Below are 25291 nucleotides of genomic sequence, written 5' to 3' on the forward strand. Positions count from 1 at the left end.
GGTACTGAAACACAGCTTATTGGGATTTAGTGGGCGGCTACGATGAAGTTGCAACCACATCCTGCCCGTTGAGGGTACTGAAACAAGCGTGAGCGAGGTCAACATCCCGAATGCGCTCATGTTGCAACCACATCCTGCCCGTTGAGGGTACTGAAACGTGATCATAGAGTAAGTGCGCAATCTTCTCGGGTTGCAACCACATCCTGCCCGTTGAGGGTACTGAAACAGTTGGTGACGCAATTTTTAGAGGACTGACTAGGTTGCAACCACATCCTGCCCGTTGAGGGTACTGAAACCTTATACCCATTCCGCTGCCCAGACGTGATCCGGTTGCAACCACATCCTGCCCGTTGAGGGTACTGAAACACCTGGAATAGACGGCGGTTTGAGTTTGGTCTTTGAGTTGCAACCACATCCTGCCCGTTGAGGGTACTGAAACTAGCCAGCAAAGTACAAGACGCCGTTTCCGCGTGTTGCAACCACATCCTGCCCGTTGAGGGTACTGAAACGACGGGACTCGCAGAGTGATGAAGGCGGAAACCATTGCGTTGCAACCACATCCTGCCCGTTGAGGGTACTGAAACGTCCACGTTGGAACTGGAGTATCCGTCGCGCCGCGTTGCAACCACATCCTGCCCGCGTTGAGGGTACTGAAACATCCAGCTTCAAGCCGATCACTCAGTTCGGTTGCCGTTGCAACCACATCCCGCCCGTTGAGGGTACTGAAACAGCTCAAATCAAGCGCATTGAGAAGATGGAGCATTCCGTTGCAACCACATCCCGCCCGTTGAGGGTACTGAAACACCTTGACCTCAATCTGCAAACGACTGCCACACGGTGTATTCCGTGTTAAGCCCCAACGGGGTGATTATTCCTAGCGCGGGCGTTTTAACCCCGCGCCCTCCCGCCCCCTGCGGCGTCCACCCATGATCGCCCGCCGCTAAAGCAGCGGGCTAAGGCTGACCGCCCCTACGGGGCTTGAAGGCAAATGCCACACGGTGTATTCCGTTTTAAGCCCCAACGGGGTGATTATTCCTAGCGCGAGGGCTTTAGCCCCGCGCCTCCCTACGGGGCTTGAAGGCAAATGCCACACGGTGTATTCCGTCTTAAGCCCCAGCGGGGTGATTATTCCTAGCGCGGGCGTTTTAACCCCGCGCCCTCCCCGCGCCTTCCGCCGCAAACAAAAAGGGCGACCTTCATCAGGTCGCCCTTTTTGTCACGTGTCTAGCTTAGACTGTGGCTCAACGCCGACGCCGCCAGACGAACACGCCACCCAGAAGCAGCAAGCCCGCCACGATGCCGCCGATCAACACTGCCATATCCACCGAGGTCGGCGCTGGCTCATAGCCTGTTGAGGGCAAGCTCAGCGGACCCGTGCCGGGACCACCTGCCGTTCCCGTGCCGCCCGACCCGTAGCCGATGGTCACCGTTGCCGGGATATTCGTGTTGTCTGTGGGGTCAAGGTCTTGGCTCGTCGTCGTTGCCGAGGCGAGTGCCGTCACCGTGTAGTTGCCCATCCCGCGTACCGGGAAGACAAAGCTGCGTGACTCGCCCGCTGCCAACGTGCCAACGGTGCAGGTCACATCCTGACCCGCCGCTGTGCAGCCCGCCGGAAGCGGCGCTTGCAGTTGGACAGCCGCCGCAATCGGCAGCGCATCAGTCAGGACAACGTTCAGCGCGTCTGTCGTGCCGAGATTGGTCACTGTTGCCGTGAAGTTAAACAGAGCGCCCACATCGACATTTGCTGGCACGCTGTGCGTCACCTGAATACCGCCCGCCCCCGTCACCCCAAAGAGGATGATCTCTGGGCGGTTCGTCACCGTCCCATTGTGGTGGTGGAACAGCAGGATTCCCGGCGGCGTTGTCCCCGTGAAGGTGCTGAGGTCGTAGGTCATGGGGATTGTCGTGGACGCATCGTCAAAGTAAGCAGGCATTTGGAGGGCGTTGCCGTCCAATTCCCCCGTACTGTTGAAGCTGTAGATGGGCTGGTTCGGGTTGTAGTCGATCCAACTGCCATCGTTGGGGAACACGTCCATCAACTCGAACTCCGAGTAGAGTTCGATCTGGAAGCGGAAGGCGGGCGTGGCGTTGCTGCGCCCTAGCGTTGTGCCAGCGCCGCTCAGCCGCACAGGGAGGACATAGACATTGTTGCTGAACACGTAGCTATCGGCAACGCTTGCCGCGTAGTCGTTTAGCCAGTTCTGCCCAAAGCCTGAGCCGCAGCCCGGCGCAAGGTAGTTGATAAACACATCAGTCCGGCTTGTCCCACTTGCTGGTGAGGTGTTGAACGAGCAGCTATCGAGGATGTCATCGCCGTTGTAGTCGAAGTAGATTACCGCTTGGAAGCCCTGCGGCTGTGGGGTGGAGAGTTCCCCTTCGACAGAGATGCCGAAATAGACAAAGCGCGTGCCGGTGATGTTCCCGTTGGCGTCATTCGATACCCCGACATAGCGAATATCCCCCCAGGGGGCGTTAAACGCCGTGTCGCCCGCCGGGTCTTCGCCCATCAAGCGTAGCGCTGTCACCATGGAGATAATGTCGTTCGGGTACGCCGCACCAGAGTTGATGCTGTTGCCCGTCAGAGGGATGTTAATTGTCCCGCTGAGCGTGTTGCTGGTCAGCGTATCCGGCGCAGACATGTCCGAGGCGGGGCGGGCGTTGGCATAGACGTTCAAGCGCAGCGCTTGGTTCACACCCGCCGCACCGCTCGTTGGGCTAAAGCTCACGTAGCCTGTTGTCTCCGACATCCAGTGGCGGGGGTTGCCCACTTGGAGGAACGGCGGGCTGCCCCGTGTGGGGTCAGTGTTCGCGTGGGGCGTGGCGATTCCGGTGAAGTTTGCGGTGAGTGTCACCGTCACCGTCGTCGTGGCGCCAGGGGCAACGCTGATGCTAGATGGCGAGGCAGTCACCGTGACGCCCGCTTGATTGGAAACACCCACCCAACTGACGTTATAGGTTGCTGTGTTGCTGCTCAGGTTGCGCACGGTTAGATCGGCGGTGCGCACCGTTGCTGTACCGTTCATGACAGCGTTCACCGTCCCAAACGTCAGGCTGACGACATCAGGGCGGGCGGTGTTGTAGACGATCACTTGGTTTTGAATGGCGGAGAAGGTGTTTGCCACGCCCGCGCCATAGCGCACCATTGGGTTCGGGTTGCCGAAGGCATCGTTCACATTGGCAACGGTGGTCGCCGTGTTCATGATCAACGCCTTGATCTGCGCTGGCGTCCAACTGTTGTAGGTCGGGTTGCTCAGGATTGTGGCGATCATGCCCGCCACCGAGGGCGAGGACATTGATGTACCGCTGTTCGAGGCGGAGTACGGCGCTGCCGTCTGACCGCTGGCAGCGGAGAGAATACCATCACCCGTTGAGGCAATGTCTGGCTTCAAGCCGCCGGAGGATTGGCGCGACGGACCCCGTGAGGTGAACGCCGAGGCAACGCCTGCCAAGTTTGCCGCACTCGCCCGCAGCGAGGCATCCATGATCACCGTTGCGGTGGCGATATTCGCCAACAAGAACGTGCCGGTTGCCGGTTGCAGTGACACGCAGGGAATGTAAGGTCCTCCCCCGGAGCAGGCAAGGTTTTGGAACTGCCCAGGGACATTGCTAATGACCAGCAAGCCACGCGGGGTATTGGGCGATGCCTGCGCCGACGCCATGAGGACGGCAGAACCGCACCCGCCAGTAAAGGTCACGATGGAGATGCTGTTGGTGGGGAACGCCGAGTAGTCTGCCGCCAGGCAGCCATTGCCCGCTGGCTGTGCCAACGGATACGGACCGACTGGGGGCGGCACCATCGGGCTACTGACGGACTGTTGGACGGGGTAGTTGCCATTGGCGCCCGTCCCGCCGACGGTGATCGCGTTGTAGTTCCCATGAATGATAGACGCCACACTGATGCCCGCCGGAGAACTCCCCGGCGATCCCGTGATGAAGTGCGTGTCACTGTTGTTCCCGGCTGACATGACGATAATCGTCCCTGTCGCCATAGCGTTGGCAATGGCTCCGGTGTAGGGGTTCAGCGTCGCGTCGTCACCGCCATAGCCAAGCTGCGACCCCAAAGACATATTGACGACATCAGCGGCGGGGAAGGTCACCGCCGGATCGGTGGCGACGAAGCCTGCTGCTGCATCGTTGATAGCAGCAATTACTTGCACGCTCGTTGTTGAGCCAGAGCAGCCGAACACGCGCATCCCCAACAGGGCGGCACGCGGCGCATAGCCGGGCGAGGGGTTCAACGTGCCAAAAGGCGTCGTGTTGTCCCACGGACCTGGGTAGGTTGTGCTGCCGCTGACACCATAGCCAGCCGAAATGCCTGCAACGTGCGTCCCATGCCCGCCGCCTTCAGAGGCGCGGCAGTCCAACGGGTTGCGGTCTGGGACGGGCGTGTTGCTGCCGGTAAAACTATCGCCTGCGTAGTCATAGCCGCCAACAACCTTCAGCGGTGTTCCCGCGCCGAGGGGGAATGTCCCCAAACTGGGCGTGCCAAGACGGGGAGCGCTGTTCGGTCCGCCCGCCGGGAACGACCCGTTCCCACCGAAATCGGGGTTCGTGTAGTCAATGCCCGTATCCACAATGGCAACGACGCGCCCTTCGCCAATATAGCCGGATGTCCACGCGGGGACGGTGTTGGTGAAGGTTGTCGCCCCGCTCAAATCCAACTGATGTTCAATGACGGGGTAAACCGTCTTCACACCTGGGGAGAGGGCAAGCGCGTTGAGGTCTTTCTCGTTGATCGCCAGCGAAATCGTGTTGATCAGGTAGGTTGTTCGCCCCAAGACTTCCGGGGAGGCAACACCGAGCGCCTCGGCTTCGAGGACGACGGCATCCTGAACGCTCAGAATCGCCTCGTTCGCGCCAATGACGGGGGCAGAAACGACGCCGCCCGTGCCGCTGGTGCTGACATCAACGCGCTCCACAACGGGCGAGTCGGTTAGTTCAACCATAACCATCATCCGCCCATCAGCGGTGCGGAGGCTGTTCGTGCGCACCGCCTCTAGGGAGGTAAGGAGACCATCACCATCCTGCGCCGAAGCCGTTGGCGTGGCAAGAGGTGAGAGCGTAAAAGTCAGCAGCGCAACGAAAAGCGCTATGCGGAAAAAAGTTTGTAAACGATAAGCCTTCATGAACATTCCCCTTTTGGGTCGTTCCAACCTTGTGTTGGGTGGATGGGCGCAACCTCCCACCGCCAACAAAAAAACATTTCACGAACCGTTGCTAAAATGTTCTACTGTGACCCCACCCCATCTGTCCCTGTCCCGCCCTGTGGGGCGACGACATCGGGCGCCCCACGCTGTGGCGGGACGCCTTCCGGTGTGACCGGATCGGGGTACGCCACCGTGACGACGCTGATCCCCTTCACCCCTGGCAACCCTTGAATCAGCGGGAGGGCGGTGGCATCCACCTGCACGGCGATGCTGTTCAGCACCGCTCCCGTCTGGCTCAGGATCACGGCGTTGATCGGTGGGGCGCTGAGCGCCTTGACCATCCCTGCCTGCTGCCCCAAAACCAGCGCCGTCTCCATCCGCCGAACGAAATCGGCAAAAGCGGGCGACGCCCCCACTCCCAACGACGCCAAAAGCGCCGCAGCGGGCGGATCGTTCAAGGTGATGATCACCTGCACCTGACCGCGCAGCCTATCCGTCAGTGGGTTTTCGGCGGTGCTGTCTATGGGTGGGCTGCCGCTCGGCGGAAGGCGTGGGGGCATCGGTGTAGCGCTCGTCTGAAGGGCGGGGCGGGCGGCGTGAGAGCCATCAAGAACAGAGGAGGGTAGGGGGTGCATTGCCGTGACGCAGATGAGGGACAGGATAAACGAACCTCCCGTGAGGATGATCCTCCACGTCCGCTGATCGTGCTGCGTTGCCAATGTCACCAAACCCTTGTGTTGCGTGTTGAGAGAAAAGATTAGCAAAAGATGAAAGAAAAATCAAATTTTCATTTTTTAGGGGGCAACAACATACATGCATTCCTATGGGAGGACGCAATCCCCCTCGCCTTGCGGGAGGGGGGGGGCAGGCGCGTACAATGCGCCCCTACAGGGTGTGGGAGATGGCGTGCTGGAGAATGTCCCTATTTGGGGTTTTCCATATCGGGGATTGCCCGGACGTAAATCCCAGGCTCAACCCTTTGTGGGGTGGCTGGTTTTCCCTCGGCAGGCGGATCAATCAGCATCTCTTTGACGTAGATCGCATCGCGGCGGTTGGTGAACGCCAATTGATGCTCATGCTCAAGGACAATCGCCTCGGTGGGACAGGCATCCTCGCAATAGCCACAGAAAATACAGCGCAGCATGTTGATTTCATAGGTTTTTGCGTAGCGCTCACCGGGGCTGTAGCGTTCTTCGTCAGTATTTTCCGCCGCCTCCACCCAAATCGCATCAGCAGGGCAGGCCGCCGCGCACAGCGCACAGCCAATGCATTTTTCCAAGCCGTTTTCATAGCGTTTCAGATGGTGACGCCCCTTGAAGCGTTCACGGGCGGGGCGTTCCCGCTCTGGATATTGGATGGTGACTGCCTCTTCGGGCAAGTATTTGAGAGTGGTTAGCAGCCCACGTAGGATGTTCATCGCAGTTCCTTTTTATGAATAGGCGTTACGCAGTTGCCCTCATCCCCTACCCCCTTCTTCCGACGGGAGACGGGGAATCAACTTTTGAGGGGGCTTCCCCCTCAACCTACCCCTTTCGATGAGTACAGGGGAAACGGGGTCAACTCCATTGCTTCGGATGAAATGATAGCATGACAGAGCGCCCTTAGACGATAGTCGAAAGATCACTCTAGTTTATCAAAGACCTTGTGCAGTTCACGCGGGCGCACCTGTGAGAGCGCGGCGATCCGGTCACTTGATTCGCGCAGGCGGCGGCTGAGGACGTTGATCAACTTGAGCGACAAATCCGGCTGCTGACGAATGAGCGCCAAAAGCGGCTCGCGGCGCAAACGGAGCGTTAGCGTATCTTGGAGGGCAAGAGCCTTTTCGGTGCGCGGGCTGTTTTCAAAGAGCGTTAGCTCGCCAAAGTAGGAGAGCGCCTCCACAGTCGCAATACGGACCGTAGACCCTTTCCGCTGTCCTTCGCGTTCCAGCGCCACCCGCCCGCGCACCACAACATAGAGCGCCCCGCCGGCGTCGCCCTCATTAAAGACGACCGCATCGTTGGCAAATAGTTCCTCATCGCACACACTGGCGAGAATCTTCAACTGATCCACCGACATCCCAGCAAAGAAGGGGACTTCCTTCAGGAAGATGATTTTCTCAATGGTAGAAAGCACAGTGTCCTCCCACGATGAACCGCTCGTTTTCGCCCCAGACATCATCCGCCGGGCGGCGCGTGCCGCCAAGCGTACTTCCACGACCCCATCGGAGAGGGCGGGTCCGATCATCGCTTCCAGTTCTGCCTTGCTAAAGAGCGTCGCACAGGGCGACTTGCGCAAACCAGGTAGATCGGTAGAGGGTGTCGCAAGCGCCATTTCCTCACCGGGCAGGGTTGGCACAATGGATGGATGGTCTGCCTTTTCGCTCTTTTCCGTTTTGCCTGTCGTTTCTGTCTTTTCGCCACCCAACGCACTGAGGGCATCCGCCGCACTGCGACGGCGTTTGGGCGTCTCTGGTTTTGTCTCAGAGGAGGCGGGTTCTTTCCCTTCGGGCATGTCTTTGGGCGTCTCTAGGGCGCTCAGCAAATCGCCCGCGCCGCGCCGCGCCCGCCGATCTTTGGGGGGGTCTAGCGGGGCTTGGGGTGCGGGCAAGGCGGAGGGTTTTGGGGAGATGACCGTTGCCGCCTCGTGGGAGGGGGCGTCATCCGGTGGCGGCGGGTAAGCCGTTGCCCCAATCTCACCGAGGGCATAGACGACAATTGCCCGTACCCAATGGTCGTTGGCGTCCCCGCCGAGGGTGCGCAGTACCGTTCCGGCGTTCCCTTGTTTTACCCCCGAATACTCATGACTCACCTCAAGAAGTTTCGCTTTGGGCAGGTCTTTATCGTAGAGTGGCTTGAACATCCGCCCTAGCACGGGGGTGAGGACAGTCTCCAGCGCTTCAAAGGCGTTCGCCCGCACCCGCGCCACATCGCTCACCAGTGATTCAGCGATCACCTGCACCTCTGCTGGCGGGTGCAGCGCCGAGAGGAGGTAGAATGATTCCTCAAGGAGCAGTTCGTTGCGCTCCCGCAGTAAGTTGGCAATGATGCTGATGCCCTGAAAGGCGATGCATGGTTCAAGCGCCTCCAGGCGGATCAGATTGGTGTAGACTTGGATCAGGTTTGCCCGAATATAGGCACGGATCGGCTCTATTGCTTTTTCTTTATCGATCTTCCCCAACACAACAGTGAGCATCTTGCGCAGTTGGTTCGGTTGGTTTTCCACCCGCAGCAGCGCCGTCAGGGTGATCTGATCGCTCCCCCGCGCCAGCGCCTTCACTGCTGTATCCCGAATCTCGGCACTGGAGTCCGTCAGGAAGCTGATCAGGACGCTTTGCGCTTGGGAAAGCCGCAAATTCCCCAAGATGACCAGCGCCGCCCGCCGGATGCGCTCTACGGGGTCGGTGAGCAGCGCCTGCCCCTGTTCAAGGAGCATCCGCTCAATGCGGACGGGGAGCGCCCGTTCGGAGAGCATTTCTACGGAGACTGCCGCCTCCAAGCGCACCTCGTCATCGGGATCGTTCATATAGGGCAAAATTGACTGGATGAAGCGTGAATCGCGGAACTGTGCCAACAAGCGCACGGCTGCCCCACGCCGCGCCGGAGAAGAATCTGTCAGTAGCGGGGAGAGCGCTTGCATCGCTGCCGCCATGAAGTAAATATCGCCAGAGCGGATCAAGATCGGGATCACCTGCAAGCGCACTTCCGGTTCGGGGTCGCGCAGCAGTTCCAGCGCCAGCCCGTAGATTTCATCTGTCCCCTGATCCGACCATTGGCTGAGGTAAGAAACCGCCGACTGGCGCACTACCCCTTCGGGATCGGAAAGCAGGTTCGTCAGGACGCCGCGCACCTCGCTGCTGCGAAAATCCGCCGCGATGAGGATATTGGCAATAGCAGCGCGGATTGTTGGGTTTTCGCTACGTGCCATGCCCACCAGCGCGGGGATGCTCGTCTTGCCCCCGACATCGCTCATCAGCTTGGCGATGAAGATGGTCATTTCGGGGCTGGTGCTTTCTTCCGCTTGTTTTTTCAGCCGTTCCATCGTCTCTATATTGACGATGTTCAGGTCTTCGGCGGGTTGCAACAAGAAGGAATAATCTTCCTGCTCCAACATCGTCACCAGCGCTTTGGAATACAGCCGCGTGACGATAAACGAGGAGAGGAAATAGGCGATCCCAAGCGCCGCTAAAATTGCCGGAAGCAGCCAGGGCAGCCCGCGCAGTGCGGGGAGTGTCAGCAGCAAGATGCCGCCGATCAGGTAGCCAACGGGGATGAGCAGCCCGGTGGTGAAGGCACGCGCCCGCCCTTTCACCTTCAGCGGGACGGCATTATAAAGAAGGTTGTCAATCGTCATACGGAAGGAGGTGCGGAAGGTCGTCCGGTAAAAATAGGCGAACCCCGCACTGAAGAGCGCCGTTGGCAGCGCCACCAACGATCCTACCGCCAGGAGCGTTCCCGTTGGGTAGATCATGTTTGTGTTGCCCAACCCCAAACGGCGGATGAGCCGCCCCATGAGGAACAACTGGATGGGAAACATGATCAAATTCGTGATCCCCGTCAGATTCCCCACATAAGAGGAGATCGCCGCCGTCGATTGAAGCTGATCCTTCAAAATTTGGCTGGTTTGATAAGTGATTAGCGGGAGGAGCGTCATCAACAGCAGTGTTGAAATGGCGATCCAGCGCAGGTAGGGCGAGTTCCGCACATAGCCCACACCCTCACGAATGTTTGCCACATAGCCCCGCCAGCCGCGTTTTTCCTCTTTTTTCGCTGTCTCACCAATTTTCGGCATTGAGCCGTCATCGGGGCTTAGACGCGGCATCAGGGTAACCCCAAGCGCCACCAAAACAAGCGACCCCATCCACAAAAAAATGATATTTTCCGGGGCAAGCCAACGGTTCAAAAGTGCCATGCTAAAGCCGGCAACAATGCCCGCCACCCGCGCCCCTGTGGCAATAAACGGCACAACCCGCTTTGCCGACTGAGTGTCGTAGAAGCTGTTCACATATGTCCACCAATGGAGGATGAACAGGTCTTTGATCACGTGCGAGCCGAGATATAGGAAGGGGTAGGCGAGGATGCTTGCCGAAGTCCCCACCAAAATGCGCCCGATGAGGACGATCACCGCACTGATCAGCATGATCCCAATCAGCAGGCGATCATGCCCGACGCGATCCACAAAGACGGTGTAAATGGCAACGGCAAAGACGGCGATCACAGCATCGGCGATGAAGGTGTAGGGCAAAACACCCGTCCCCACTTGTGCCAGAAATGCCGCCTCCGAGATCGTCTCGCCCCAGGTGATCCCCGTTAGAAAGATCAAGCCGAACAGGTAGAGCAGCAATAGGCGATTCCATTCGCCCTTGCGGATGTCAAAGAGGTAGCTCAGAAAGCCTAGCATCGTCGTCCCCTATGGCTGGTCATTGGGCGGTCATTCGTCGTCGGTGAGCAAGGCATCTAAGGCGCTGGTCAGGGTCTTGACCAAAGGATGATCGGGAGAATTGAGGGCAAGTAGATTCGATGAAGAAAGACTCAGGCTGTCTGTGCGATGAATCACCCCCACCACCTCCCACCCGAAAGCCTTCTCCAAACTGACCTTTACTGCGTCTAAGGAAAGCAAGGTAGGCGTTTCGTTAACCAAGACGGCAACATGGCTGGCGCTCAATTCGCGAGCGATACCTATCAGCATGATTGTCCCTTGATGTTCGCGGCTGTCGTAACGGGTGAGAATCAAGGTGGCATCAGCAATGGCGGGCATAACGATGTTATCTTCAAAGAATCCGGCGGTATTGTCAATGATTAAGGTGTCCAGTTCAAAGGACTCGGCAAGCTGTATAATGCCCTCACTCAGCAGTCCAGGGTTATACCCTTCGCGGAGCATACGGGCAATTTCACTGACGGAGGGGTTGCTTAGCACCGCGAAATAACGCCCCTGTTGAAGGTTCAGCGAGTCCGTGACATCAATCACCGTTGAAAGAATGTCGCAGCGCCCGGCGAGGTAATCGTTTAGGTAGTAAGCGGGAGGGTGTTTATAAAAATCGCGGTTCAAGAAGAAATGCAGCGACGGCGATTGCAGGTTTGCCTCAGCCACCGCCACCCGCTGCCCGCGTTTGGCAAGGATCGCCCCCATATTGGCGGCAAAGGTTGTTTTCCCCGCGCCACGCCGAAACGAGTGAATGGAAAGTATTTTTACCATGAACACTCCATGCCCTTCCCTGTCGCTTTGTGGTGATTATGCCCCAGAGCGCCCCTGTGGGCAATGTATGGGGATTGGGGGTGATATTGGACATTGCAAACCGCGTGACCCATCCCTAAAGGGGCTAGGGCGTTGTCCAAGTGGGGGCGACCCCACGTGGTCGCCCGCCCCCTCGCCCCCTCATGGTATATCGCCCGCCATCCCCCTATGTCGTTCCCGCTGGCGGACCGACCCAATAATCCCCGCGTCGTTCGGCTGGAGTCAGCGTCCGCACCGCCTCGGCATAGGCAAGGCTGAATTCTCCCGCCGAGGCGTAACGCTGCTCCGGCTTTTTTGCCAGCCCCTTCAGGATCACTGCCTCCAGTGCTGGCGGAAACCCGGCGCTAAGCACGGTTGGAAAGGGAATTTTTTCGCTGACATGCTTGAAGGCAAGCCGTTCTGGGCGCTTGTCATAGAAGGGGTAGCGCCCCAAGAGCATCTCGAACAGGACGGCGGTCAGGGAATAGACATCAGAGGCGGGCGTGATCAGTTCGTCAAGGACTTGTTCGGGGGACATATATTCCGGCGTCCCCACGCTGATTCCGGCTTGGGTCAGTTTCGTCCAGTCCAAGACTTTGCTCAACCCGAAATCGGCAAGGTAGACCTGATTTTCGGCGGGTTCGTCCTCGTTTTTGACAACCTCGATGAGGATATTTCCCGGTTTGATGTCGCGGTGAATAACATTGTAACTGTGGGCATAATCAAGCGCTCTGGCAATCGGATTCAAGACTTGCCATGCGGCAATCGGGGAAAAGTGTCGTTTTTGCATCAGATCGTAAAGGGAGACGCCGCGCACCAAGCGCATGATGAAGTACAACAACGTCTGCTCTGCGCTTACTGTGTGCGCCCCAACCGCATAAACAGGGATGATGTTCGGATGCTGCAACTGGCTCAGCAAGGCTGCCTCGCGTTTGAAGCGGCTGCGAAATTCGGCGTCTCCTGAATATTCGGGGAGCATGATCTTGATCGCGTAAATCTCTGGCGATCCATCAAGGATCGCTTGAAAGACAAACCCCATCCCCCCTTCCCCGATGACTTTTCCAACGCGATACCCACCCAAAACCAGCCCTTCAAATGCATTACGCATGGGAAACGCCCCCTCACAAGGTTGTGGTGTGCTGATGCCTTGTTCATTGCCCTCACGAGTGTACCATGATCTTCGATCTTTTCAGGTCTGCTCTTCTCCTCGCAAACTTCTATGGGCGACCCACATGGTCGCCCACTTCTTCCACTCCCTCCCCACTTGCGCCGAATCAAAAATCCTCTAAGATTCAGCTTCATGAGTGACGATTTAGACGATTTCTTTCAAGACAATACGCGCCAGACCCGCGCTGACGCGCAAAAAAATCGCGATTTGATCCTGACCGCCGCCAAACAACTTTTTGCCGAACAAGGGGTGGAAGCTGTCTCTATGACGGCAATTGCGGTGGCAGCAGGGGTTGGCAAAGGAACGCTCTACCGCCACTTTGAGAGCAAAATGATGCTGTGCATCGCCCTTTTGGATGCTGACCAACGCGATCTCCAAGCGCGATCTTTCCGCCGCTTTGCCAAACCCGATTCCCCTCGCCATAAATTGCATTGGTTTCTAAGTGCGGTCATTGCCTTCGTTGTCGAACATGAGGCGATGTTGAATCTGCCCGATGCCGGGTCTACCTATGCTGCAGCGCATTGGCGAGCGCATGGGTGGTGGCGGCAAACGATTATTGGGCTGCTGCGCCCGCTGCGACCCAAAGGCGATCTAGAGATGATCACCGATATGATTTTTCTGCTGATCGATGTGCGGGCGGTGGGCTACCTTGTACGCGGGCGTGGCTACACGCAGGGGCGTATTGTGGAGGGTATTTGCCGCCTCATTGATGGTCTTTTGCCAGAGACAAATCCCTACAACATTTTTCAAGGAAACTGACCCCCCTTATTGGTTGATGCCCCTGATCGTCATGATATACTTACCGATGGGCATGTGGCAGTGATCAAGGGGGAAAGTAATAAACGCCCGTCCTTCTTGTCAGAAGGCTGGTTGCAGTCCAACCAGCGAGGGTACTGCATGCAATAAGTCCTTCTTCCTTATTTCCTAACCCCTCACCCAACACCTTGACACCGACCAGCCGGACGGTATAATTGGCATCCAACGCAAACCGTCTGGACGGTTTGCGTTGGAAGGTGAGGATGAACAGTAAACAACAAGCGGCAGCCCAAACCCGCACGCACTTGGTTGAGGCAGCGCTCAACACACTCAGGCAGCACGGCGCACATCATCTAACACTGGACGCGGTGGCAAAAGCCAGCGCCATCAGCAAAGGGGGCTTGCTGCATCACTTTCCCACCAAAGAAGCCTTGATAGAAGCCCTTCTGCGCCAACTTCTCACCGAATATGAGCAGCAGGTGCAGGGATTTTACGAGCGAGAATCGCAAGGGGTGGGGCGCTGGCTACGTGCTTATGTCCGCGCCACCTTTGCCGCTGAGGACTCGCTGTCGATGGAACTGCTGGTGATGCTCCTCTCCGCTATCACCGAATATCCCAATCTGCTGCGGCTTGTCCAAACCGATCATCGGGCGTGGGAGGCGCGACTGAGCAGCGATGGGCTGCCCTTAGCCCGCGTCCGGGCGATCCGTATGGCAGCCGACTCCTACTGGCAGGAACGGCTAATGGGTATCGGCGTCAGCAACCCTGAAGAACGTTACCTCGTGTTGAACGAACTCCTCAACTGGGTGGAGGCAGCCATATGACTGGCGGATTACTGCTTTCCATCGTAGGGATTGGACTGTTGGATAGCATCAACCCATCACTTTTTATTGCCCAATTGTACCTGCTGACCACACGACGCCCCGTGCCTCGCGTTCTGAGCTATATCGCCGGCGGGGTGCTTGCCTATTTTGTGGGCGGCATCCTCATCTTGATCGGGGCGCGGACGGTGATCGTTGGCTGGCTATCACAGGCTTCACCAACCCTGCTGTACGGGTTGCAGCTGGCGGTTGGGCTGGTGATCCTCGGTGTTGGGCTGTGGTTGAAACCTCAGGCGCAACCCCAAGAACAGCGCAAGCCACGCTCTCTGACCCTCACTGCCAGTTTTATGTTAGGGATTGTGGTGATCGGCAACGAGGTGACAACGGCGCTCCCCTATTTCGTCGCCATTGAGCAAATTGCGCAGGCAAAGATGCCCATGCCCCACAATGTGCTGGCACTGCTCCTCTATAATGCCGTGTTTAGTCTCCCACTTTTTGCCTTTCTACTGATCTATCTGCTGTTTCGGCGCCAGTGGGGGGGCATTATCGAGCGCATCAATCAGTCCATCCAGCGTTGGATGCCGCACATCATGAAGTGGTTGGCGATTGTCTTCGGCTTTGGGCTTGTGTTGAACGCAGCGGGCTTCCTTCTGACGGGAGCAGCGCTGTTCGGCTAAACGGATGCGCCGCCCTATGTTGTAAGCATCATGGGGGCAAAATGACCCTGATCTATGCTATAGTGCAGGGTAGTATGCGAGGAGGTCTACAACATGGTCGCTGCCCTTAGCCTAGACGAAATCACCGCTGCCGCCGAGATGCTCTCGTTGGTCGATAAACTTGTCTTGATGCAACGCCTAACAGGGATGATTCAGGATGCTGCTGGCAAGGTGGATCGGACGACCCTTGCCACAATGGAGGATGCCCTCACGCACATTGGGCTTTCCCCTACCGAGGATGAGCTTGCCGAAGTCCGCCGTCAGATGGCGGAAGACCCCGACTCCTTTTCCGATAAAGAAGTCTGACGCCCCCTTTCGCATCATGCCCCATCACCGCACCTCGTAAGGACGCCACCCGAGGCGTCCGCCCCCTATCTTCCCCCCGCTGCGCAGCCCCTGTACCCTTCCCTGCCAATCCCCTGTACAATTAATGACGGATTCAGGTGCAGATCGGGCGTTGGGCGTACCAGCCTACCATAGGATAGCTATGCCAGAGCAAGAATACCGCCTCTCGATTGAAATCAAGGGGAATCGCGTCCTCATGGTGAACGCGGATCGCAGCCGCACCGCCGAAGGGGATATTTGCGCCTCCGATGCCTTTCCTCGCCGCATGATAGACATGCTTCAAAAATGGATTCAGCGCAGCGATGTCTTTCGTTCAGAGCGCGAATTCGAGGTCTTTGGTCACTGTCTGTTTGAAATTCTTTTCCCCAACGCCGATACCCGCGATCTGCTAGAGGCGGCGCTTGTTCAGGCGAAACGCCGCGATCAGATCGTCCGTATCGAACTGGAATTTAGCGATAACAACGAACTGGCAAAACTGCCCTGGGAATACTTGTGGTATCCCAAAACAGGGCGGTTTATCAGCCGCCACAGCATCATGGTTCTCACACGCTACATTCGCACACAGGCGGAACATCCTGATTTTCAGACGGATAAACTGAATATCGCTGTGTTGCAAGCGAGCATGGACGACCCCGAAGGCGAGCCACCTCTTGCCCGTATTCAGGGGTATGCCGACGCCCTCCGCAAGCGCCTAACCGACCTTGAGCAGCAGACAATCCGCCTGATTGCGCCCCCCACCAACCTAACCTTTGGCGATTTTCAAACGGCGCTGGATAAAACAGCCAGTAAAATCCCCCTCCCCAACATCCTTCATATTGTGGCGCCGGGGCGCTCCGATGGACGCGATGGCGAGATCGGGCTTGCCCGTGCCGCCAACGATGCCACCCCCAACTGGATCAACGCCGAGACGTTCGGCAATATCTGCGCACGGGGGGAATCCCACCTCAAATTGATCATCTTGCAGATCAACGAGACGCCCGGCAGTTCGCGCTTTGCCGATGTGCTGGATCGTTTCGTCAAAACCCTCATGGGGCGTGCCGATGTCCCTGCGGTGATCGCCATGCAACAAGCGTTGAACAACCCGATCATGGTTGATTTTATGGATGCCTTTTACCGCGAATTTCTCAAGACGCTCAACCTCGGTCTGGCGGTGCAGACCGCCCGCGATTCTGTCGCCATGCGCCAGTACGAGTATGCCAACGAGCAAAAGGCGATGTATGCTTTTGGGGCGCCCGTGCTTTACATGCGCACGAACAGTGGTCAGATCATGCGTCTTGCCGGAGAAAGCCACCCCGAAGGGGGCGAACGAGACAAAAGCGACAGCGGTGTTGCCCGCACCGCCCCTAGCACCGCACCTGCCAACGTCCCTAGCCCTGCCTCTAGCCCTATGGCAGCGGGGGGTATGGAAGGGCGCAAAGAATTGTTCCAAGCGGCGCGAAAGATGGTGCGCGAGGGGCTGGCACTCTCCGTCATTGATCAGAGTCTCTACATCACCCGCCTGCGGACTCTAGAGACGGAGTTAAATACCCTCCCCGATGCCGAAAGCCGCCGCGAACGGTTTGCTGCCTTCCTGCTCACCCTTGATGGTGAGTTAGACGACAAGCCCTCTCTCGCCCCTCTGATTGCCCACCTTGACGCCGGAAAGGATGGTTTATGAGCGCCCGCAGTTTTCCCCGTCAGACGCCCTTTGACGATGCCCGCCAGCGTGCCATAGATGCCGGAATCCCTTTTGCCGATGCTCTTCTTCAGGCGTTGGCAGCCAACCCCACGATGAGCGCATTTGCGGCGGCAGAAAAACAGGCGGAGGCATGGGCGACCATCCTTGCTGACCTGCGCCGCGCCATTTTTGAGGTGACAATGATCAGCCGCGGCGGCTGGCTGCGCACCTTTACCGAGGCGCTCACCGCGTGGGATAGCGATCAGGGGAAGGCGCTCATGGGGCGCTGCCCCTTCAGCGGGACGGAGCGGGCGCTCTTTGAGGAAGGACTGGCGGCAGTGGCTGAGGATAATCCGGTGGGTGCGCTGTCCATGCTTCAACGGCTGATCAACCAGCCCGATTTGGGGAAAGAAGATGCCGCCCTCCTACTGATCCTTGCCGCGAGAGCCCATATGGCGCGGGCAGCAGCCGATGATTTCGAAATGGCGCGGAATCTCTTAGCGCTGGCGAAAAAACGCGCCGCCGACCTGCCCCTGATCGACGTAGCCGCCGCCGACCTCGCCCGCTTAGAAGGGGCATTTGATACCGCCCGTGCCGCCTATCAGAAGGCTGCCGCCCAAACGCCCACCCTCGATACGGCACACGCTGTCAGTGGGGCGCTCGTTGGGTTGGGTCTCCTTGCTGAGCGCGAGGAACAGTGGGGCGAGGCGGATAAGTACTTTGATGCCGCCATTGCCGCCCTCCAACGCGCCGGCGTGGGCGATTTCCTGAATACATTCCGCGCCTACTTTGCGCCGCGTTCTGGCAATCTTTACCTGCAAGCGGGCTACACCCTTCAGCGGATGCAGCCCGATCTGGCGCTGAAGGCGGCGGATGAAGCGATTGCCCTGGGCATGAAAGCGCCCACTTCCCTGCCCTACCCAGAAAAGATTGCCCACCAACTGCGCGGCGATCTGTTGCGCGGGCTAAACCGTGTAGAGGAGGCGGCAGAGGCATACCGCGAGACGGCGCAGCGTCACCAGTGGTCTTACCAAACGACGAACAACGCTGACGATCTGCGCGAATCGGGGGCGGCGTATGAGGCGGCGATCAACCTGCTTTCCCCCCCACCAGATGGCGACGCCCGTCGCGCCTGGTGGGAACGTTGGCAAGGGCTGTATTGGAGCGGATCGGATACCTACCTGATCGCCAGCTACCTGAACCGCCCGCCTTATGTCGATGGATCGATGCTCGAACGGAGCATTGATCTCTACCATCGAGGGATGTCTTTTGGTGGGCAAAGCGCCGAGTACAACTGGACGTACACCCTCCGCGCCCGCCAGCTTGGGCAGCAAGCACAGCTTGAGCCGCCTCCCCGCCCGAAAGGGGAGTTGATTTGGGAAAGCCACCTGACACTGGAACGCGGCTGGCAAAAAAACCGCGAGGACGCCTACTTTTGGATTGCCCTCGCCCAGAGTTTCGCCGCCTTGTGGCTGGATACCAACGCTGTCGATACTGTTCGGCGAGCGCTTGCCCTGCTCCCACAGGATCGCTATGTCGTCGGGGAGGCGATTATCATTTTCGTCAATGCTGGCGAATATGCCGCCGCCCGCGAATTGATCCCCCGCCGCTTGGAGTTGGAGGAGACGCCCGAAATTGAGGATTGGTGCGACGCCATTACCGCCTTCATCATGCTCCACGAGGGCAAGGCGGAAGAAGCCCTCGCCCTCATGAATGCTGTCCTCGCTGGCAAGGATTACGTCTGGGCAAGGGCGGGCTTAGGGTGGGCGGTGGAGATCAAGACCACCGCGCTGGCGGCGTTAGAGCGTTGGGAGGACTTTCACGCTTACGTCCTTGAGAGCGTGGCTAAGGCGGAAGACGCCGAACGGCACGGCGAAGGCGACGAACGACGCTGTGCCTACCTACGGATGATTGCCAACGGTTACGAGGCTGTCCTCCCCTTTTATCGGGACGAGATCGCCATTTCTGAACGGGAGGCTGCCGCCAACGAATTCAACATGGCGATGTGCTACGCCGCCCTCGGTGATCTGACGCGGGCGGATCGCTTTGTGCGGGCGGCATTGGCAAGCGCCACGAACACCCGCGTCTTAGCCGATTACATCGGGGCGGATTTGAAGATCATCGCCCATTACACGGCGGATAAACCTTATGCCGATGATCTGAAACGCTTGATCGCCGTCTGGCAGCAGATCGGCTTGGAGCGCCTTGCCGATTTGCAGCAGTACCCGATTGAACCGCTGAACGAGTTAGAAGGGGCGCTCACCTCGCCCGCCCTTACCCGCCGGGCGCGGGTGGCGCTCCAGAGCGGGGTTGCCCGCCTGCGCACCTTCGCCGCTGAGGATGGCGCTGCATCATGGCAAGAGGTTGTCCTCACCTATGAGGACATGCCCCTCAACGACGATCCCGATCTGCGGGAGTGCGCCGAAAACGCCGCTGTTGCCCGTACTGCCTTCCTTGTCGAGGTGGATCGCCACATCCGCATAGGACGCAGCGATGAGGCGCTGCTCGCCCTCAGGACGCTGCACAACCTGCACCCGCCCCCAACGGGCGAATTGAGTCTGCGCCTTGCCGAACGGCACGCCTTCCTCGCCTTTCTACGCGAGGGTGATACGCCCCTCGTCAGGGAACGCTTTGGAGAGGCACTTAATGCCCATCTCGGCACTCAGATGGTCAGCCTGCTCCCCGATGCAGAAACCTATTGGGAGCTTGATTCACTCTTGGCGGCGCTGAAGGAAAGCAGCAGCGCCGATAAGCAGACTCTGTGGGCTGCCGCCCAAACACAGCTTAGCGCCTTCCTAAACGTCCATTTTGGCTTGGTTGCCCCACAACCTGCGCCCATCCCCGCCGTCTACACACCGATCTACCTTGAACTGGATGAGGGCTTGATCACCGATGCGACACGGCGGGGTGAGGGGGCTGTCTTTGAAACCTACCTTCCGGCGCTGCGCGAACGCCTGATGGCGACCTATGGCGTCCGCCCACCGGGGATACGCCTGCGCGAGACAGGGGCAGAGACGCGCTATGGCTACCGCATCTTGCTGGATGAGATACTCGTGGAGGTGGGGACGGCAGACGAATCGCTGCCCGACCCGATCACCGCTGCAATGGAAGCACTAGGGCGCATCCTAGAGGGACACCTCCCCTCTTTTGCCTTTTTGGACGATCTGGCGCTGTATATCCTTCCGGCGTGGCAAACACAGCCGGGTGTCCCCGATCTGATCACTCGCCTGCTGCCCGATACGGCGGCAAAACTGCGCCTCTCAGAGGTTTTGCGCGGGCTGTTGGCGGAGCGCCGTCCGGTGCTTGAAGGAAAACCCATTCTCGAAGCGCTGGCACACCCAGAATTGGATACGGTGGCGAAGGTGATCGCCTTCTTAGACGGGAGGGAATCGAACTAATGCCGATGGCAGCCGATTCGCAGCAGACAGGACAAACACAAATCGCTGTCACGATAGGGCTTTCGGCGGGATCGCCCCTGGCGGCGGCACTGGTACAGCCCCCCGCCTCCAAATTTAGCAGGGAAACCACCTTCACAACGGAGACGGTGCTGCTCCACCCCGCCGAACGCCCCTTCCGTCTGACGGTAGCGGGTGAACCTCGTCTAACCGCCCTTGAACATCTTGAAGCGGTGCGGGCATCGCTCAGCGGGAATCACCCTCGCCATAGCGCCACACGGGGCGACCTCGCGGCGTGGCTAGATGCCACCGCAGAGGCAAATCCGGCGCTGGCATACCGCTTTGTCGAGGCGCTCTGTGCGGCGACACTGACGCCCCCCCTCACCTCAACCGCCCCCATCACCGTCTGTGTGGCAGCCGATTACCTCAGAGAGCTAACCCGCGAAGATAGTGAGGCGAATCGCGCCAATTTTCCCTTCCTGCGCGATGGGATGATGGGCGAGTTGGGGATTGCCCTTCCCCCCTTTGCCTTTTCCGCCAGCCACACCCTCCCCGCACGAACCTTCGCCTTCGAGATCAATGGCGTTCAGACGACGCCCAGACAGGGGCTTGCCAGCGGGGAGATCTTTGTCAATGGCGATTTAGGGTGGCTGATGCCCTATTTCAACGCAGGTAGCGGACAGCCCTGCGCCAACCCGACGAACTTCACAGCGGGGGCAGTGGGGGTGGTTTCTGAGGCAAACCGCCTCGCTCTGAATGAGCTTGGCTGTACGTTGTGGACACCCTTCGGGTTTTTGATCCTCTCGGCGGCGCAAATGATTCGGGATCAGGCGGCGGCGTTCGTCACCCCCGAAACGACAGACTCTCTGCTGACGAGCGCCGCCACCTTCAACAGCGAAACCGTTCGTGTGGCGCGGGAAACATTCAGCCCAGAACAGGTTGCGGAGGTGTGCCGCGCTTTGCTGCGGGAGGGGCTGCCCCTCCGGGATGTGCGGGGTATTCTTCACGGAATGCTCACTGCCCCAAATCGGGACGACCTTGACGGACTGATCGCCGGAGCGCGGCGTTCGCAGTGGCTGCGCTTTGCCGCCTTCTGCGGACAGGGCGTTTATGATCTTGCCGAAGATGCTCAGGCAGTCTTTCGTGCCGCACTCCGTCGGGAGGATGTGCTGCGGCTGGTTGACCAGTTCGAGGCGTTGGGCGGGACGGTCATTGTGCGCGTTCCGCCAGCGCTGCGGCGTGCGGTGGTGGCGCATCTGCGTCCTGCTTTACCACGTCTGACGGTCATAGCCGAGGATGAACTTCCGCCAAAGGCAGCCATCACCAGTCGGGGTGTGGTGGGTTTGGCGTGATTGTTCGCATGGTAAAGGGGGCATGAAGTAGATAGAATGGGGTGGCGTTTCTTTGGCGTAGACACAGGATAGGTGAGGGCGGCTGTGCCTTATAAACAACTTTTTTCGCGGCTGATCACAACAGACGCCCCGCTTGATCTTGCCTCTGCCTTCGCCCTTGAGGATGGACGCCTGTATATCGAACTCGGCGGAGAGGTCGCCCATTTTGATCTAGGGGTACATGATCTTTCAATCACCCTTGCCTTCAGCGAGCGTGCCTTTGCCAGTGGCGAAAACACAGCAGCGACAGAACGTGCCGAGGGGGCTGAGGGCACCATCTGGCGGACGACGATTAGCGTGGAGCGAGCGTCCTCAGCGGAGCAGCCGGATTATTGGTTGAACCATGCTGATATGGATGCGGCGCACTTCCGGCGGCTGAAGCTGAACGCACACAGCAGCGCCCCGCGTTGTGGGGTAACGCCCAATGGACATCTCTATGTTGTTGATGATGAGGGGATCATTCGCCTGTATGACGCCCATAAAGGCGATCAAGTGGGGGCATTCCAAGCGGCGGGGACGGATTCCCGTGTGATCGCCCTGACTGCCAACGCCGACGGGCGGTTGGTTGCCGCCTTAAACAGCCGCAAAGAGATCACCCTCTACGACACCCAGTTGCGGCGTTTAGCGTTTGTCCGTCAGGTGCGTGATGAAGCGGTGTGGTATGATCCTGAACCGGGGGCAATCATTTCGCTTTCTGCCGATGCCTTGTATATTATTGCGGCGGCACGTGCCCACCTCACTCTAGCCGATGCCGACACACCGCCAACACCCATTGTCTACGCGATCACCCTTTTGCACTTTGTCACCCTGCCCACAGGAGTCACACCATGAGTCCTTTTCGTCCACGCCTTGCTGCCCTCAGCCTTGCCCTTGCGCTCAGCTTGAGTGCCTGCGGGGGCAGCGCCCCACCCCCACCCACCTTCACGCCGATCTTTGGCTCGCCGCCCACAACCGAACCAATCAATGCCGAAACCTGCCCCAAACGAGGTCTGGAGCAATGGCTGCAACGTGCCACCAACCTGACAGCGGAATTCACCGACATTGTGAACAAAAGTCTGACCACCCCCCCCGGACAGTTCACACCGATTTTGAATCGGCTGATCTCCGTCCGCAGTGTCGCCCTTGCTGCGCCTTATCCACCCTGTGCCGCCCGTCACTATGAATTGCTCAACACCGTCACCGATGACACTGTGCGCACCCTTGAGGCATACAGTTTAGGGAGCGCCCTCGATATGCCCAGCTTTATCGCGGCAATCAACCGCCAGTTTGACGAGCTGCGTAATTTGGAAAACGAGTTGAACACGATCTACCGCTCCCTGCCTTAGGTGGTGGGGTACGGGTCGCTGTCCTATGTCGCCCGTATCCCGTAGGGGCGACCCTGTATGGTCGCCCGCGCTATTGCGCCTTGCACCTCACCCCTACGGGTATTTCCGATTCAACGTCCGCGCATAGGGGACGGCTTCGCGGATGTGCTGCAAGCCGCAAATCCACGCCACACTGCGTTCCACACCCAAGCCAAAACCAGAATGGGGGACGCTCCCGAAGCGGCGCAGATCGAGATACCACGCATAGTTCTCGCGGTTGATGCCTATCGTCGCCACCCGCTGCTCGATCAGATCACGGTCATAAATGCGCTCGCTGCCGCCTGTCACCTCGCCGTAGCCCTCCGGAGCAAGCAGATCGACGCTGCGGCAGACCTCTGGACGCCCTTCGACAGGCTGCATGTAAAACGCCTTCACCGCCGTTGGGTAATGGTAGACGAACACGGGCTTCTCAAAGCCCTGTGTCAGCGCCGTCTCGTGCGGGGAACCGAAATCGTTCCCCCAGTCAATCTTCAACAAGGCGCGGAGGTCGGCAAGGTGCTGCGCATGGGTTTTGCCTTCGGGAGGGGTTTCCTCCACGCGCAGCAGACGAATGATCTCGGCATCACTTGCCTCGCTGGAGAGCGTGTTCAGGCGCGTCACCGCCTCGTCATAGCTGATGCGCGGGAAGGGCGCAGTCACTTTTTCAAGGAAGGTTGTGTCCCGCTCTAGAATGCTCAGTTCCAGCCGATGCTTTTCGAGGACACGCCCGACAATGGCGCTGATGAACTGTTCTTCCATATCCATCATGTTTTCAAGGGAGTAAAACGCCATCTCCGGCTCAACCATCCAAAATTCGGCAAGGTGGCGGCGCGTCTTCGATTTTTCTGAGCGGAAGGTGGGACCAAAACAATACACCTTGCCGTGCGCCATGATGTTCGCTTCGTTGTAAAGCTGCCCCGTCTGGGCAAGGTAGGCGACATCCTCAAAGTAGCTGATCTCGAACAACTCCGAGGTCGATTCGCCAGCGGCAGGGGTGATGATCGGTGTATCCACCAGCAGAAAGCCGTGATCATCAAGCCAATTCCGAATCGTGCTGATGATCGTCGCCCGGATGCGCAAGATCGCCCATTGGCGGGAGGAGCGCACCCACAAATGGCGCTGATCCATAAGGAATTCAATGCCGTGTTCTTTCGGGGTGATTGGGTACTCATCCGCTGTTTGGAGAACGCTGAGCGCCTTCACCCCAATTTCGTAGCCGCCCGGATAACCCGGGGCGCGATCATCTTTCTTGACAATCCCCGTCACACTCAGGGAGGATTCCTGCGGGAGTTTTTCGGCGGCGGCAAAGGTTTCTTCGGGAAGTTCCGGTTTAAAGGCGACACATTGGCAAATGCCTGAACCATCGCGGACTTTGAGGAAGGCGAGCTTACCCTTCCCCGTCCGATCATAGAGCCAGCCGCGCACGGTGACTTCTTCGCCAACGTGGTTGGCGAGATCAGCAATACGAACAATCGGTATCATAAATCCTCAGTTTTTAGCCATAGGTTGTTGCTCACCTTACACACAGACCCTCACCCCCTACCCCCCTCTCCCGCTGCGCGGAGAGGGGGAATGCACTTTTTGAGGGGGCTTCCCCCTCAAACTGCCCTTTTCGATGAATAGGCGGTGAACAAACCCAACTGCGTAAGGTGAGTTATTAGGCAATTTTGTTTAGGCGTTACGCCGTTGCTCTCATCCCCCCGCGCCCCTATAGGGACACCCTCTGGGGCGTCCGCTGCTCAGTTTACACTGCCAACAGACCTTAACTTAAGGTAATCAGCGGCTTGTTTTGCTCCACACCCTCGCCCTTTTTGACGAAGATTCGCCCGACTGTTCCGGCGCGGGGCGCTTTCAATTCATTTTCCATCTTCATCGATTCCAAGACGACCAATGCCTGTCCCTTATGGACTTCTTGCCCCTCGGTCACCCGGACATCAACGATCAAGCCCGGCATGGGCGATTTTACGGTGATCTCGCCGTGTCCTACCGCCATGCCGCCCGCCGTGTTCAAAAGGCGCTGCTGGCGTTCGTCTTTCACCTCCACCTCGTAGAGATCACCGAACATCAGCAGGTCGTAGACGGCATCGCGCCGTTCGACAAGCGCTTCGATGCTCTCGTTGTTGACAATCACGGAATAAAGCGTGTCCGTGATGCGGGCAAAGTCCACCGTGCGCGGCTGTCCGTTCACGATCACTTGCCCATCTTGCCCGATCTCAATTTCAAAGGTCTTTCCGTGAACGGTGGTCAGGTATTTCACAGTGTCATGACACTCCAACAACATAACATCTAAGGTAAATACACGGATCACGAGCATCCGTTGCGCGAATTCTACCGCACAGGGGGCGGTGATACGATTTTGC

At 58.5% G+C, this 25291-nt stretch carries 17 protein-coding genes and 1 CRISPR repeat array (1 of these 18 only partly in view); of the genes, 9 read left to right on the top strand and 8 right to left on the bottom strand.

Annotated elements, in window-relative coordinates; genetic code table 11:
• A CRISPR array of direct repeats spans window positions 1-803; the repeat unit is 37 nt; unit sequence GTTGCAACCACATCCTGCCCGTTGAGGGTACTGAAAC (it extends 1395 nt beyond the left edge of the window).
• 438 nt (window positions 804-1241) lie between these two features.
• The 6 genes from HS103_10470 to HS103_10495 form a co-directional block, all read right to left on the bottom strand.
• Window positions 1242-5126, bottom strand: coding sequence for a S8 family serine peptidase (locus HS103_10470; GenBank protein ID MBE7513224.1), 3885 nt, complete (start codon window positions 5124-5126; stop codon window positions 1242-1244).
• 101 nt (window positions 5127-5227) lie between these two features.
• Window positions 5228-5872, bottom strand: coding sequence for a hypothetical protein (locus HS103_10475; protein ID MBE7513225.1), 645 nt, complete (start codon window positions 5870-5872; stop codon window positions 5228-5230).
• 197 nt (window positions 5873-6069) lie between these two features.
• Entirely contained in the window at window positions 6070-6564 is a 495-nt protein-coding gene (nuoI, locus tag HS103_10480) for an NADH-quinone oxidoreductase subunit NuoI (protein MBE7513226.1), read from the bottom strand.
• Between the two features lie 203 nt (window positions 6565-6767).
• On the bottom strand, window positions 6768-10526 hold the full coding sequence (locus tag HS103_10485; protein MBE7513227.1) for a HEAT repeat domain-containing protein: 3759 nt from the start codon (window positions 10524-10526) through the stop codon (window positions 6768-6770).
• A gap of 30 nt (window positions 10527-10556) precedes the next feature.
• Window positions 10557-11321, bottom strand: coding sequence for a hypothetical protein (locus tag HS103_10490; protein MBE7513228.1), 765 nt, complete (start codon window positions 11319-11321; stop codon window positions 10557-10559).
• Between the two features lie 205 nt (window positions 11322-11526).
• Window positions 11527-12447 carry a serine/threonine protein kinase gene (locus HS103_10495; protein MBE7513229.1) on the bottom strand — a complete coding sequence of 307 codons (921 nt, stop codon included), beginning with the start codon at window positions 12445-12447 and terminating at the stop codon, window positions 11527-11529.
• A 192-nt stretch (window positions 12448-12639) separates the two neighbouring features.
• On the opposite strand from HS103_10495, the gene HS103_10500 reads away from it, so the two are divergent.
• The 9 genes from HS103_10500 to HS103_10540 all read left to right on the top strand — a co-directional run bounded on the left by HS103_10500 (window position 12640) and on the right by HS103_10540 (window position 22913).
• Window positions 12640-13266 carry a TetR/AcrR family transcriptional regulator gene (locus HS103_10500; protein MBE7513230.1) on the top strand — a complete coding sequence of 209 codons (627 nt, stop codon included), beginning with the start codon at window positions 12640-12642 and terminating at the stop codon, window positions 13264-13266.
• 260 nt (window positions 13267-13526) lie between these two features.
• On the top strand, window positions 13527-14087 hold the full coding sequence (locus HS103_10505) for a TetR/AcrR family transcriptional regulator (GenBank protein MBE7513231.1): 561 nt from the start codon (window positions 13527-13529) through the stop codon (window positions 14085-14087).
• Window positions 14084-14761: a GAP family protein gene (locus HS103_10510; protein ID MBE7513232.1), complete on the top strand. Its 678-nt coding sequence runs from the start codon at window positions 14084-14086 to the stop codon at window positions 14759-14761. The genes HS103_10505 and HS103_10510 overlap by 4 nt, the downstream gene beginning before the upstream one ends.
• Before the next feature lie 93 nt (window positions 14762-14854).
• Window positions 14855-15106, top strand: a complete 252-nt coding sequence (locus tag HS103_10515) for a hypothetical protein (GenBank protein MBE7513233.1) — start codon at window positions 14855-14857, stop codon at window positions 15104-15106.
• Window positions 15107-15287: 181 nt separating this feature from the next.
• Complete coding sequence (locus HS103_10520; protein MBE7513234.1) at window positions 15288-16802, top strand: CHAT domain-containing protein; 1515 nt, start codon at window positions 15288-15290, stop codon at window positions 16800-16802.
• A complete protein-coding gene (locus HS103_10525; GenBank protein MBE7513235.1) occupies window positions 16799-20200 on the top strand; it encodes a hypothetical protein in 3402 nt (1133 codons plus the stop codon). The genes HS103_10520 and HS103_10525 overlap by 4 nt, the downstream gene beginning before the upstream one ends.
• Window positions 20200-21549: an FHIPEP family type III secretion protein gene (locus HS103_10530; protein ID MBE7513236.1), complete on the top strand. Its 1350-nt coding sequence runs from the start codon at window positions 20200-20202 to the stop codon at window positions 21547-21549. The genes HS103_10525 and HS103_10530 overlap by 1 nt, the downstream gene beginning before the upstream one ends.
• 84 nt (window positions 21550-21633) lie before the next feature.
• Entirely contained in the window at window positions 21634-22419 is a 786-nt protein-coding gene (locus tag HS103_10535) for a hypothetical protein (GenBank protein MBE7513237.1), read from the top strand.
• Complete coding sequence (locus HS103_10540) at window positions 22416-22913, top strand: hypothetical protein (protein MBE7513238.1); 498 nt, start codon at window positions 22416-22418, stop codon at window positions 22911-22913. Before HS103_10535 ends, HS103_10540 begins: the two co-directional genes overlap by 4 nt.
• Window positions 22914-23006: 93 nt before the next feature.
• Here HS103_10540 and HS103_10545 read toward each other — a convergent pair whose 3' ends face one another.
• Window positions 23007-24413, bottom strand: coding sequence for an asparagine--tRNA ligase (locus HS103_10545; protein MBE7513239.1), 1407 nt, complete (start codon window positions 24411-24413; stop codon window positions 23007-23009).
• Between the two features lie 280 nt (window positions 24414-24693).
• A complete protein-coding gene (locus HS103_10550) occupies window positions 24694-25239 on the bottom strand; it encodes a biotin/lipoyl-binding protein (protein ID MBE7513240.1) in 546 nt (181 codons plus the stop codon).
• Between the last annotated feature and the right edge of the window lie 52 nt (window positions 25240-25291).

This window comes from Anaerolineales bacterium (assembly GCA_015075625.1).
In the GTDB taxonomy this organism is placed as follows: domain Bacteria; phylum Chloroflexota; class Anaerolineae; order Aggregatilineales; family UBA2796; genus UBA2796.